The sequence below is a fragment of the Leptospira selangorensis genome (genome assembly GCF_004769405.1).
Lineage (GTDB): Bacteria > Spirochaetota > Leptospiria > Leptospirales > Leptospiraceae > Leptospira_B > Leptospira_B selangorensis.
Genome location: NZ_RQES01000001.1, coordinates 67,803 through 81,233, shown reverse-complemented (window position 1 = coordinate 81,233; position 13,431 = coordinate 67,803). Strand labels below are relative to the sequence as shown.

The following is a 13,431-nucleotide window of genomic DNA, read 5'->3' as shown; positions in this document are numbered from 1 at the left end:
TTAAGCTTTCCGCTCGTTTCTTCCATTAGAAGTTTATTTAGCAAAACCCAAATCAAGGAGACAGGTTTCGGTTGTTATGAAGCCGCTTGCTCCGGTTGCGAAGTAAAGATTGATAAAAATCAAAAAGCCTTATCTAAACGAAAGCACGGATAATTCCAAAAGAGTCATCGCGATCCCATCTTCATTATTCGAATATTTAGTAATATAAGAAGCGCCTTCTTTCAAACTCTGCACCGCATTCTTCATCGCAAATCCGTATCCTGAAGAAAAAAGCATCTCTCTATCATTCAACTCGTCCCCGAAAGAGATAACTCCAGCCTCATCCAAACCGGAAACTTTTAGATAAGATTGGATGGCCGTCCACTTCGAGACTCCTTTCTCCAAAACTTCTAAACAATATGATACTCCCGGGATTTTAGTGATTACTGTCCTATACTCTGAAGACTCAGGCAAGGACAGAAGCTCCTTTTCTAATTGGATCAATTCTTCTTTTATTAAGGAAAGATAACATACTACGAGCACACGATCGGAAGAATGTTCCGGAAGATCTGAAACCACTTGGGTTCTCGCGATATCACCGCCTGAATAATTATGATACTTTTCATCCGTGATCGGAGACTCGATTAAAATATCGATCCCTTCTTCGAAGCGGTCCACATGCAGTAGGGGAGAGTAGCCCTTCTTCTTTCCCAAAGATAAAACTGCAAATGTTGCTTTTTCGGAAATATATGTTTCCGATATTCTTTCTCCGTCGGGAGAACTCCGTAGCACCTGCCCATTATTGGCCACCACGGTTACATTCCCGCGGAACTCCCGAGCATATGGAAGAGCCGAAGAGAACCTTCTACCAGTAGCGATGATCAGCCCGACCCCTTGGTCCAAGGCAGACTGCAAAACATAATGATTCAGGCTAGAAATAGAAGCCCGAGAATCCAGAAGTGTTCCATCCAGATCCATAGCGATCGTATGAAAGGGGAGAAGCCCGTCCAATTTGGGGAATTTATGTGAATTCGAAATAATATCCAAGTCTGCCTGCGATTCTTTTCCAATAGACCTAAGGGCAGGTGTTCCTACCACCCCCTTTTTTCGTTTCCAAGAGAATCAAAACTGATTGCCTGGAAGAATGGAACTCAGTCTGGCATATTCTCCCTGTCCGAACGACACATTCATCTTTTATCATCTAATCTCAGGTAAAACCAAAGCACCGTTTTCCATCCAAGAAGAACTATACGATGTGGAACAATTGAACCAATTCGCGGACAAAGGAAAATTCCAGGCCACGAAAATTTCATTCGCAGCATTATTCCATGTGGCAGACAAATATTCTCTTTTGGATAGCGGCTCGGCACTTGGCAGGAACTGCGGCCCGATCATCATAAAAAAAGCAGGTGCCTCGGTAGGAACTCCTAACGGAAAAAAAATTTTAGTCCCTGGGCTCTGGACCACCGCCAACTTACTTACACATCTATATTTAAAAGGGGATTTCACACCGGTTCCCACACGTTATGATCTTATCTTGGATAAAGTAAAAAACGGGGAAGCTGACTTCGGGATCGTCATTCACGAAGAAAGATTCACCTACGAATCAAGAGGGCTCGCCAAGGTAGAAGATTTAGGAGAATGGTGGGAAGGCACAACAGGTGCGCATATTCCACTCGGATGTATCGCAATCCGCAGAGATCTTTCCGCTCAAATAAAACATGACCTGGATTCGGCGATTAAGGAAAGTCTAACTCTCGCTTATCAAAACAGAGAAAGTATGTACGACTATATTTTAAAACATTCTCAAACCACAACGAGAGAAGTGGCGGATGCGCATATAGATCTGTATGTGAATGAATTTTCTAAAAGTTTAGGAAAAGAAGGAGAAAGGGCAATTCGCTTATTACAACAAAAAGCCCTTGAGACCGGATTACTTCCTCCAGAAAAAGAGAAGGACTTATTCCTTTAATTTTTCAGTTCTCTAACTATATCCAAACTCGCAGGAGATTGGTTTAGAGTATAAAGATGAATTCCAGGAGCTCCCATTTTGAGCAGTTCACGGCATTGGTTTACTGAGAAGTTTACACTTCTTTTATAAAATTCTTGGGGCTGATCCTTCACTTCTTCCAGATCGGAAACTAGTTTTTCGGGAAACTCACAGGCAGCCATTGCCTTAAATCTTTCAATCTGAGTGAAAGAAGTAATAGGCATGATCCCAGGGATCACCGGCACATTGATCCCTTTTTTGCGGATCAGATTTAGGAAGGATTCAAAATTTGAATTTTTAAAAAATAATTGAGAAACCAAGTAAGAAGCGCCCGAATCCACTTTACGTTTTAGATTATCCACATCGGATTCTAAACTTGCAGCTTCCGGATGTTTTTCGGGATAACAAGCGGCGCCCATACAAAAATCAAAACCTTCTTGTTTAATAAAAGAGATAAGTTCACTCGCGTAGCCGAATCCGCCTTCTACCTTTTTAAATGCCTCTTCTCCTTTAGGAGGATCTCCCCGAAGCGCCATTAAATTTTCAATCCCGGATTCTCGGATTTGTTTTAATATAACTTTAATCTCTTCCTTATTTCCGCCTACACAGGTAAAATGTGCAGCAGCTGGGAGCGAAAATTTTTTAGCCAATTCGGAAGTGATACGGATAGTCTTTTCGCGAGTGGAACCTCCCGCTCCATAGGTCACAGTGATATAACCCGGATCCACCTTGGACAATTCGCCCACAGCTTCGAATAATTTCACTTCTCCTTCCGGAGTTTTGGGAGGGAAAAACTCGAAAGAGTACACCGGCGTTTTTGCCGTTTTATAAATTTCTAATATCTTTTTCATTCTAACCTTTCCCCGCGAAAATACGGAGAATTTTCAACTACAGCAGAGTAGAACTTGGATCGGTCCTCTACCGTTTCTTTGTAAGCCCAGAGATTTCGCCACAAGCACGCCTGGTTTTAAATTTTCAGGAGCGACTCGGACCGCATGGCCTCCGGTAAGACCAGAACATAATAGATCGCCAGGCTGTACAGGATAAGATTGGGCTTCTACATTCGCAAGCACCACTCCTGCAATAGCGACCAACCATTGTCCTTCCGCCTGAGGTTTGTCCCCCAATACCAATGCTGCAGACTTTACCGCAACACCTACTATATTCGTAGCGTTTGGTTGTCTGGATTTATGAAGTTTACCATCTTCTCCCATTGCAAGAAGATCTCCTTCCGCAATCACGTCGGAAGACTGGACAGGGAAAAATTTAGCGATACAATCCGTACCCTTTCCTGTTTGGAGATATACTGTTCCGAGGAAATCAGAATCACCTTCTGCCAAGATCGCTTTGCCTGAACCTGTTTCGTTCAAACTCGGGATCCCTTTTCCACTCGCATACAGCGCATGGCCGGATCTAGAGTGGAACCATCCACCAAATCCTCTTTTAGCCAGACCTAAAATACCTGCGGATTCTTTTTCTCCGGAAGCACTATCACCTCTGACTCCGAATTTTTCTCCGAAGCCTAGGATCCCGGAGAATCTACCGGAACCTACAATGCCTGCACCTTTTTCGCTCTCATTTCTTGCATATGCAAGTCCCGCATTTTCAGGAGGAGGGGAGATATTTGCATAAGGAGCTTCTACGGAACCTTTTAATCTCAAATATCCGGTATGAGAACTGAAATCATGCTCTTTAGGAGCGTAATCATGAGTATGGGGAAGTGGCTGTCTTGCATCCGACAATCTAGGATCATCAGAAGAAACCACATGACCTTGGATAGATTTTCCCTTAGGTGCAACTGTTACGATACCAGGATATTCAGTACTAGCGTTACGCAATCTTTCGTCGTCTCCTTGGACAACTGCACCTTCTTTTGCTTCGCCGGAACGAGCTAATTTCACGATCCCGTATGATTGAGGAGTGGAAATTTTTAATCTCTTATCGTTCCCCTGAACTGCTGCATCCGCAGACTCTTCTCCATTGGAAGCAAATCTCAAAATACCCGTACTTTCCGTAGTAGCATGTCTTAGCCTCGGATCATCGGAAGTGACCACTTTCCCAGGACTTGCATCACCAGGAGGGGCCAATTGGACCAAACCGAATTTTTGGTTCGTCGCATGTTTTAAACGATCGTCATTTCCCTGAACAACAGTCCCTTCTTTAGTCTCACCATTCTCAGCAAGTTCTACGATACCAAAACTTTGGGTAGAAGAAGGTTTTAAACGATCATCATTTCCCTGAACAACTCTATCTGCCCGATTTTCGCCGTTCCCAGCTAAACGCACAAGACCATAAGCGGCCTCAGTAGAATGTTTTAATCTTCTGTCGTTACCTTGGACAACAACACCTTCTTTATCTTCTCCATCGGAAGCAAGTTCTACGATACCTTTATACTCGGTAGAACCATCTCTTAACCTTCTGTCATTTGCCTGAACTGCGGCACCTTCAGAAGTTTCTCCGTCAATTGCAAGTCTCACAAGTCCGGATCTAAGAACAGTTGCATAAGGTAAAGGTTCTGCAGTGGGCTTATGAGTTAGCTCGCTCAAGTATGGAGCCGCATATAATTCCACTTCTACGATGCTTGTAGAATATTTTTCTTTGTTCTGGATTTTACGAGGGCGAGAAACGAATTTCAAAAAGCGAATATTCGTAGGTAAAAATCTCCACTGATACCATGTTCCCAACTCAGATAAGAATTGGTTCTCTTCCAGAAGCTGGTTCCAAGTGAGATCGTCTTCGCTATAATATACGGTAAAAGTTTCCGGAAAAGGTAAGTGACCATCCTTCGGCGTAAGAACTCTCAACTCATTCACTCTACTGATTGAGCCAAGATCCATTAGGAAAAATTCTTCCTTAGGTTGATTTGATTCTACGGAAGACCAGCCATAATCCGGTCTTTCATCGATTAAATTTTCTTTTACCCAAAATCTGTCTTTTTCAGAACTCACTTCTAATTTAGTGACTCCTGAAATCCCAACTTCCAAAGCACCGATAGAAACTTTGAATTTGGCTCCTTCTTTTTCAGAAACCTTACTGACCAATTTCAGGAAGTTAGCGCGGACCAAGGAGAAGTTCCATTGTCCCACTTTTTTATTCAATCTTCTGAAACCGGTTTCCTGTAGGATAGGTTCCCAAACTTTTCCATCCAAAGAAATTTCGAATTTAAAAGAGTCAGGGAAGAATGTGGCGGATTGTTCCGACTGATGTAATTTGATCTGATTAAAACTAGAACCTGGATTTAAAACTAAGGTTAAAACTCCAACTCCAGGATGGTCCAACTGCTCAGAATAAGAACGAAGTCCTCCTTCCTTAAATTCGAACGTACCTTTGGTCTTAATTTCGTTTACTTTAACTTGTCGAGGATGGCTGATCCGGATGGATTCTTCATTCATAAGAGCTTTAACGTGGTCCTTTTAAACATGTACCCGGTTTTCTTCGGCTTTTGCAGAAAATATAACCAGTATCGAGGGGTGGATTTTGTCTGTGAAGTACTTTGTAATGATCATCCTAAGTGTCTCAGGAAGTGGATCTTTTACCAAAAGAGTCTTACCGTCCGGTTCTACCTGAAGTTTTTCCAATACTTCTACGCTGCTTCTAGAAAGATTCCCCTTACACCATTCTAGAAATCCAATCCAAGAAGCTTCTTTTCCTGAAGAATGTCCCGAGCCCTGTGACTGGATGGGGGAGGCATGCTCAAAATTCGGCCGTTTATTTCCGGACAGATTTTTGCAAATTCCTCGAATATAATGTAAATTATCTCCTAGTCCTTGTGCCTTCGCAATTTCCATTGCCTCGGACAAGATACCGTCTCCGTAACGTTCTCTTAAAGAATCTAAACTCAACTCTTTCTTTTCTAAACTAGGTTTTTGGTTCTGGGTATTATGGATGGTTATATTTATATTGTTTGGGTTTCCAGTTTGACCCCCCTCCAGGCTATCTGCCGACACCCCTGGGGCCGATCCCAATCCCCCTCCGGGGTTTCCAAAAATAACCCCCTGGGGTGGAATTCTGGAACCGGGGTAGTTGAAACAAAAATAGTAAGTGGAATTCTTATGCCCAGTCCCAGGAACAAATTGAAGAAGGCCTGCTCTTACTAGGTCTTTCTTTCCTTCATTAATGGACTTTTTAGTTTTTAAGCCAGTGAGTCGGATCAAGCTTTCGTTGCTAGGCCAGACTGGCTTAAAGGTCTGGTCACTAAATTTAAGCAGGACGAGATAAAGAGTCTTTGCGGCTGGGGATAAAGTGGCCCAAACCCCGGAATCAATGATATCCGAGAGGAATTTTATATATGGAAAATGCTCGCCCATACCTTGGATCCTCTTTTGCCCCGGAGGCAAAAAAATTAATTTTAAGCAAAAAGGTTCGAAGGTAGTTGACATTTATCCGACATAAGGTTACTTATGTCTCATCCAACAACATTCCTTCGGGAAGGTCCGGCCCCTGGGCAAACCAGGGGAGTTTTTTTATCTCAGACCGACGGCAATGTTTCTTCCCTCTCTCTTCCGGGTTGGGAGAAAGTACTACATTTCCGTTTAGAATATTATGTCACATATTGGGGCTTTTTTCAGCTCCGTCAACTCATTCCCGATTTTTTAAGCCCAAGTCTCATAAAATCTTTTGCTAAGTACATGTTTGTACTATTTTATTTCGTTTAACAGTGAGCGTTATTTGAACTTAAGAGAAGTGTCCGGATCTTATTTCCCGAATTTTTTAGAAATTTCTTTCTTAACGAGCTTATGAAGTTCTGAAAGAAAATCTTCGTTTTCGGTGGAGATGATAACGCTTGTACCTTTTTTTACGATCTTATAAGGGTAGGGCGAAACTGCCGGTTTTTCGGATCCAATTTTAGTTCCGATCTGTCCAGGAGAGAATAATCCGCCTTCTTCTGCTCGGTTAAAAGTTTTTGCGTCTTTTACGGTTTTCAATTCACCTGAATTGAATTTTTCAAGAAAATCTTTTAGGGTACCTTTTTTGGCTGCAGAAGCAGCTTGTACTAAAAGGTTTTTGGACTCTATTCCTGCGTCTTTACAGATCTTCAGGTCTTCTTTGGAAAGAGAAGAAATTCCCAAAAGTTCGGTCATATAACTTCTACTTTTCCCGAACAGGTTTCCAAGTTCCAAATCAGTATAAGAGAAAGAAGTTTTAAGATGGGTCATCGCTTCTATCTCTTCATAAGGAGATAAATTTTCTCTTTGTAAGTTTTCTATAATTGCTAGGCGGAAAGTTTCCTTCGCGTCCTTATCTAAAATTTTACATTCTACTTCCGGCCATTTGAGAAGGCTAGCTGCATGGTATCTTCTCTCTCCGGCAATAATCGTATAAAATTCTTCATCCGGTTTTTTCGTAACCAAGATAGGCTGAAGGAGTCCGTCCTTGTCCAAACTCTGGGCAAGTTCTTCTACACCTTTTTTTCTCTCTTGTCTGGGTTGGCTTTCAGAAGGACGGATCTTATCTAGGCGGATCTTGCGGATCGTACCTTCTAATTTTTCTGCCTGGAAAACATCTGCAAGAGAGCCTAATCTTTTACTTTTTGAGCTCATTCAAAAATTCCTCAATGAAGCCTTCATATTCCTGGGCCTGGCGGCTGGATTTATTGTACTCATAGACCGATTTTCTTGCCAGGTGAGATTCCCCCACTGCTACTCCATCAGAAATACTGTTATCAAAAATTCTGAAATATTTGGTAAGAACAGGGATGATCGTTTTAGTAAGAAGTGTCTGAGGTTTGAGTTGAGTGACCAGCGCCCCCATAATTTCCAAACTAGGATTAATTCTTTTTTTAATACTAGTAATTGTTTGTTGAAGTCCTAAAATTCCATCCACGGAAAATTTTTCCGCCTGGAGAGGAATGATCACATAGTTGGAAGCAACGAGTGCATTGATGGTAAAAATGGAAAGGCTAGGGGGACAATCGATTACACAAAAATCCATTTCCTTTTCCAAGTCCGCAAGGGCGTCTCTCAGAATATATGGCGCATCCACGATTGCGGCAATCGTTTCCGCTTCCGCAAGAGTCAGGCGAGAGGGAGCTATATTTAAATTCTCCACTTCTGTTTTAAGCATAACTTCTCTAATTTTCGCTTTGGATTGGAAAATATTATGCATGGATTTTTCTAACCCTTCCGGATTTAGGAAAATCCCTGTAGAATTTGCCTGAGGATCGATATCAATCAGCAGAGTTTTTTTACCTCTTCTGGCGAGACCCCAAGCTAAATTCAGAGAGGTAGTGGTTTTACCTTCTCCTCCCTTTTGGTTTGCGATAGATACTACAATCATTCTGTTCCCTTGTATCTCAATTGTCGGATGTCCGACATCCCGTCCTTATATCTACCTTCAGAAATCGAGAGAATAAAGAGGGGAATTTAAACAAAAATAAAAATTAAAAAGTCAACTTCGGGACCGAAGCCAACACTATATTTCCATGTAAGGAGAAGGGGAGAAGCATTCAAACTAATTCTTAAATTTTCTAAAAATTGCAGAAAAATCGGACCCAAATGTCGGACGTCCGACATTCGAAAGAAAGTCCAGGTACATGGTTGACACCATGCTTAATTTTAAACATTTTCCCTTCTATGCTATCCGCTCCGGAAGAATTTATATGGGGGAATCCAAATCCTAAAGAACTTAGGATATTATTACCTCTCGCATTTCCGGAATGTTTAAGATTAATCGATGGTTTGGCCGGGCTCGCTACCTTGGTCTCAGAATCGGATCCTTCCTCCTTGGAAGAAGCGGGTTCTTGGGGATATGGGGAAGATGGATTCTTCTATCCTTTCCTAACCAAGGGGTCTCAAATCCGGAGCCGTTTAGAAGGAAGCAAATCTCCCTTCTTCTTACCTAGATCAGAAGAAGTGGAACTGTTTCGAGATGAATCCCTGGGATGTTTATTATCTCCGGTTTTATTGGATGGAAGAATGTTCGGATTTTTCCTGATAGAACTTCCAAACCGAGCGGAAGAAAGACAAATTTTACTCTTACATTTACTCTCCCAAAAGGTGGCCCGACTTTTGAAAAAAGAATCGGAACCTTCTACCGTTTATAAACTTTCAGAGGACGTGAGTCCCGATCCGTTGGGGGAGCTGATTTTCAGATTGGGGAATGGGAAAAATTCCCAACTAGAAAAATTCAAAGAATCTAAGAGCATCTGTATTTCGGGTCCTGCTTCTTCCGGAAAAAAAACCTTAGCAAAATGGATCCAAAAAAGGGAGTTTCCTGGCAGGCCAATTTTAACGGTTTCGATCCTTCCGGAGCAGGCATCCAAATTAGAAAAGGCCTTAATCGATTGGGAAAAAATGGCCGAGTCTGGAACTCTAATTTTAGAAAATTCAGAGAATTATTCTTTAGCCCAACAAAGGATCTTGTTCGAATATTCTCAGAGAAAGTCCGGAAAATCCCGTCTTATTTTTTTAGAAAACTCAGGCAAAAAATCAATAGAAGAGTTTTTATATTTTCGTTCTCTTTTGGCCGAAAATAAGTTAGAATTACCTGCTTGGAAAGACTGGGTAAAATCGGATAAAATTGCGGCGGTCCGGCCGATTTTCCAAGAGGTCTGTGAATTACATGGCCGCCCTGATTTGGCGCTTTCTGAGGATGCGATCGAGTCTTTGGTGGAGAGTAGTTCCTGCCAAAATCTGGAAGATCTTCGGAATGCGATTGAAGAGGCAGTTTTAAATTCCGGCTCGGGAGAGATCCGAAATTCGGACCTTAAAAAAGAAGGTTCAAAAGGGATTTCTCTTCCGGATCCGGAGGACCTGGATTTGCGAAAAGCTGTGGAAGCCGTGGAGCGCCAAAAAATTCTTTTGGCAGATAAATTGTTCGGCGGCAACCAAATACGAATGGCAAAGGCCTTGGGAATTTCCAGAGGCTCATTGCAGTATAAATTAAAAAACCTGGGTTTGGGTTAAAATTTTGGAATTAGATTCCTTATACGAAGAAAGAAAAACCCCGGCCGGATTTTTGGTAAAAGTCCGCCTGGGAAAAATGACGTACGTAGTTTTTACCTCCAGGGGGCCAGAAGTCCCAAAAGGAGCTAGAAATCAGTCCATCGTGGTTCCGGTTCCTAGGATCGCATTTTTAGGAGAGGATTTTGACCTCTCTCATTTTAGATTAGGGGAGCTGAGTTTTGTAAACGTAAAACAGGGAAAACTTGTGATCCCTTACCAGCATTCCAGTTCCGGAAATGAAGTCCGGACCATCTTCTTAAACAGCGGAAGTGAATGCGATATTCTGCCAGTAATTATCTATCATTATGAGCGAGTGGATAGCCTTCTCAGAGCCAGAGAAGAAGGTGTAGAAATGCACCATCTGGTTTTGGACGAGGAGTTCCCACGTCAGGAATTGGTGGCCTTGAAAATCAGGTTCCCTTCCTTGAACATGCTCATCATCAAAAGAAAGGTGGCCCAAAAAATCGCGGCAGTGGGGGAAAGACCGTCCCCTGGAAAAGAGGAGCTGGAAAAAAGTCTGAGGGAAGAATCCAGTATCGTAGATTTTAATAAGGTCCGGGCAACGGATTTATTGGAGAAGGGAAACCTGAATATGCACTCCAAAAATCCGGTTTTCTTAGCTAGGATCCATCTCCGAAAAATGGAACTGGAAAAAGTAAAACAACTTCTTCTGGAATTCACATTGAAGTCGGAAGAGGTCGCGTTCATTCGAACTTTTTTGGATGTGATGATCCGAAATGATGAAAATAAAGAAGAGCTGAAAGGCTGGGCGCCTAAATTAAAAAATTTGGATGAAGGCTTCCGACTTGCAGGTTTAATTTTAGAGACCAGAGAAAAAGAATTCGAAGCAGAACTGGATAAAGGTTTTTCCAAAGATATCGCGAGTATGGTCTATGCACTTTTAGAAAAAGAGCAAGACAGAGCAGAGAACAAAGAACAAGAAATTGTGCTCTGGGAATGGAAGCTCCGAGCCAAGAGACTATTCCGAAAGACAGCCTAAAATCCTAGAAAAACAGTAAAAAAAGCTTCCATTTCCTCCAAAAATGGTTAAAAATGGGCTATACTGTCATGTTTTTTCGAATGAGACATAATTTTTTGGCACAGTTCTTGCTTATTGCCTCCTTGGCTTTGGGCTCGAGCTCTGCCTTCGCAGAAGAGGTTTCCGACTCGGAATATTCTTCTCAAAATATGTCTGGAGCAGAAGAGTCCATTTCGGAAGAACTAAAATCAATCTACCAAGAAGAAGTGGATCTAGTTCTTGCCGAAGGAATTTCTTATTCTGAAGAAGAAAGATTGTCTGACTTTCCGGATCTAGATTCTCTTCTGGCCGATGAAGGTGTTCCTACCAGAGTCGCAAAAATTTCTGAAGATAAAAAAGTGAAGAAGGGGAATGATCCTAATTCTGAACTGAGGATCCAAAATCGGAAATCGACTTCTGAAATTTTTTCAGTATCTTCGCCTCTTTCCCAAAACTGCCTGCTTGGCCTGAATGTTTTATTGCCCGACTTGAAAGTCGGACGAGGGTTTAGCCAGGAGTTCCTACCATGGGCTCAGGTCCAAGGGCGAACTCAAGACAATGCGACTTCTCCAGTCAGAGGAGTTTCTTACGCTAATTTTCTATCCGATTGTGCCGGTATGTTTTCTCTAAATTTAAGTGGGGAAGGCTTCGCTACCGGCCCGGTCTGTTCCGCCGAAAATCAAAGAAATCATCTATTAGGGTCGGGAGTTCCTACCACTGGGGCAGCTAATTTAAGGAAAACCCCAGAGAATCCGCTGGGGCCTGAATTAAACCTGAGATCCGGACAAATACAGGGCATTGCCCAGGTTCCTGGGGGATCTTACGAAAACCGGACCTTCTCCTGGGCAACCCTAAGATATAGGCTGGAAATAGGGGAGTCTGCACTGGCTAGCATTGGGCGCCCAGTGGGGAGTGGATCCTTCCTAGTGAAACAGGAAGCTCTAGCCCAAAGCCAAGAATTGAGATCATCACTCGAAAAGGTAGCATCTAAGGTCGGACAAGACTCATATAAATTTTCTTCTGGTCGTCCGACCCCAGAAATTCTAACTTAACAAATATGGCCGTGAAGATCAAACGAACCTCTTTTCAGAGGCTTCTGAATGCGATGAAGAAAGTCACTAGCGAGGTGAACGATCACGAAATTCTTCGCAGATTAGAAACTCTCATGGTCACTAGCAAAGAAGATCTGAATCAAACTGTGGTTCGTTCTCTTTTAGAAAATCCTTTAGACTTCGATCCTAAATCTGTGCCTGAACCTTATGCTCAGTACGTTAGACATTTCGTATATATGGTGAAACGAAATAAGAAAATGGGATTGGATGTGAACTTCGATGCAAGCGCTATCGAGTCAAAAAAAGATAAAAAGAAATTAGTAGCCCCTAAAAAATCCGCTCCAGCCAAAAAACAAGCCCCCGCTCGCAAAAGAGCTTAAATTCTCAAAACTTCCCTGTGCTGCGCACAGGGGTAAAATTCATATTTCAGAAAAGGGCAGCAGTAGCCTTTAATTGCCTGCATATGGGTGGATGCTTATACAAATAGGCAGTTTCTGCCCATAAATCGACTTTAGGCGCCTATATTATGGCTTTTACATAAGTGCCTAATCATAAGCAGAAAAGTTCACTATTTGCCAGATTGGAATTTGAGGAATTTGTGAATGCGGCGCGGATCAATTCTGCAAAACAAGTCAGAATATCTGCCTGGAGACCGCTTAAATCGTCCGTGAAATAAAGCCTTAGGCGTGTTGGTAGATTGGGCAATTTATCGGTGCATGGGCGATAGTTCGCCTATCCGGGGTCAATTGGCACTGCCCAAATATGAGCATTTGGTTCTGATTATAATGGATGCCGGGGATTCGATAGAAATGAAGAATAGGGCAGGATGACCCAAGGGGATATTTTGCAAATTGTCCTTAAAGGGCAGGAAACTGACGTTTGGAGCCTAATATTCGCTCTCAGACGTTAATCAGGAGGCGTCGTCGCTTTTTCCCTTAGAGAAACTTTTGCTGCCCTATTTTGACAGAACTGTCCATCCTTGGGCGACCTATAAAGAAATACCTGTCATTCTTAGCTTTGCATTAAATGAGCCAGAGAGCGGGGTTATGGGGCCATTACTTGGCATTAAAAATAGATCAAAATCCCAAATATTCATGACATAAAGTCATGTGTATCAAATCAACATCCCCATGTGGTTTTGACAGGCCTATATCGCTTTCTTCTTGCGGAAGGAGGAAGGTTCGTAAATTCTTTTCCAATGGCCGAAGTAATCAAATTAAGAGTAAAATGCCATGCCTGCTCAAATTTAATCGAAGGATCTGCCAAATACGGCGGCGGACACTACGTTCCAGAGGGAGTAAACTTTGAATTTGTGGCTATTGGGAAGGTCGAAACTCCCAAGGGAAAGCGAGTTAAGGCAGAAATCACGGCGGATTGTCCAAATTGCGGGGTTCGCTGCAAGTGGACTATTTGATATGATTTTTATTGGTCTAATTAATGATTAATATT

Annotated in this window: 12 protein-coding genes; 6 read left to right on the top strand and 6 right to left on the bottom strand. The window is 42.4% G+C overall.

The window, feature by feature from the left end; genetic code table 11:
* Positions 1–129: 129 nt before the first annotated feature.
* On the bottom strand, positions 130–957 hold the full coding sequence (locus EHO58_RS00425) for an HAD family hydrolase (RefSeq protein ID WP_208728666.1): 828 nt from the start codon (positions 955–957) through the stop codon (positions 130–132).
* Between the two features lie 166 nt (positions 958–1,123).
* On the opposite strand from EHO58_RS00425, the gene EHO58_RS00420 reads away from it, so the two are divergent.
* A complete protein-coding gene (locus tag EHO58_RS00420; RefSeq protein ID WP_167483165.1) occupies positions 1,124–1,951 on the top strand; it encodes a 1,4-dihydroxy-6-naphtoate synthase in 828 nt (275 codons plus the stop codon).
* Here EHO58_RS00420 and metF read toward each other — a convergent pair.
* The 5 genes from metF to EHO58_RS00385 form a co-directional block, all read right to left on the bottom strand.
* On the bottom strand, positions 1,948–2,820 hold the full coding sequence (gene metF, locus EHO58_RS00415) for a methylenetetrahydrofolate reductase [NAD(P)H] (protein ID WP_135677941.1): 873 nt from the start codon (positions 2,818–2,820) through the stop codon (positions 1,948–1,950). The genes EHO58_RS00420 and metF overlap by 4 nt on opposite strands.
* A 33-nt stretch (positions 2,821–2,853) precedes the next feature.
* Positions 2,854–5,361 (bottom strand): discoidin domain-containing protein, encoded by a 2,508-nt coding sequence (locus EHO58_RS00410; RefSeq protein WP_135677938.1) that lies wholly within the window; start codon positions 5,359–5,361, stop codon positions 2,854–2,856.
* Positions 5,362–5,382: 21 nt separating this feature from the next.
* On the bottom strand, positions 5,383–6,276 hold the full coding sequence (locus EHO58_RS00405; RefSeq protein WP_135677936.1) for a helix-turn-helix domain-containing protein: 894 nt from the start codon (positions 6,274–6,276) through the stop codon (positions 5,383–5,385).
* Between the two features lie 387 nt (positions 6,277–6,663).
* Entirely contained in the window at positions 6,664–7,509 is an 846-nt protein-coding gene (locus tag EHO58_RS00390; RefSeq protein ID WP_135677933.1) for a ParB/RepB/Spo0J family partition protein, read from the bottom strand.
* On the bottom strand, positions 7,493–8,245 hold the full coding sequence (locus EHO58_RS00385; protein ID WP_135626926.1) for a ParA family protein: 753 nt from the start codon (positions 8,243–8,245) through the stop codon (positions 7,493–7,495). The genes EHO58_RS00390 and EHO58_RS00385 overlap by 17 nt, the downstream gene beginning before the upstream one ends.
* A gap of 296 nt (positions 8,246–8,541) precedes the next feature.
* Between EHO58_RS00385 and EHO58_RS00380 the strand changes: the two genes are divergently transcribed.
* From EHO58_RS00380 to EHO58_RS00360, 5 genes are all read left to right on the top strand, one after another.
* Positions 8,542–9,873 (top strand): helix-turn-helix domain-containing protein, encoded by a 1,332-nt coding sequence (locus EHO58_RS00380; RefSeq protein WP_135677931.1) that lies wholly within the window; start codon positions 8,542–8,544, stop codon positions 9,871–9,873.
* 4 nt (positions 9,874–9,877) lie between these two features.
* On the top strand, positions 9,878–10,912 hold the full coding sequence (locus EHO58_RS00375; RefSeq protein ID WP_135626928.1) for a hypothetical protein: 1,035 nt from the start codon (positions 9,878–9,880) through the stop codon (positions 10,910–10,912).
* 188 nt (positions 10,913–11,100) lie between these two features.
* Positions 11,101–11,982: a hypothetical protein gene (locus tag EHO58_RS00370; RefSeq protein WP_244241021.1), complete on the top strand. Its 882-nt coding sequence runs from the start codon at positions 11,101–11,103 to the stop codon at positions 11,980–11,982.
* A 5-nt stretch (positions 11,983–11,987) separates the two neighbouring features.
* Positions 11,988–12,362: a phosphatidylinositol phospholipase gene (locus tag EHO58_RS00365; protein ID WP_167483164.1), complete on the top strand. Its 375-nt coding sequence runs from the start codon at positions 11,988–11,990 to the stop codon at positions 12,360–12,362.
* An 818-nt stretch (positions 12,363–13,180) separates the two neighbouring features.
* Positions 13,181–13,396 carry a hypothetical protein gene (locus tag EHO58_RS00360; RefSeq protein ID WP_086445707.1) on the top strand — a complete coding sequence of 72 codons (216 nt, stop codon included), beginning with the start codon at positions 13,181–13,183 and terminating at the stop codon, positions 13,394–13,396.
* The last annotated feature ends 35 nt before the right edge of the window (positions 13,397–13,431 follow it).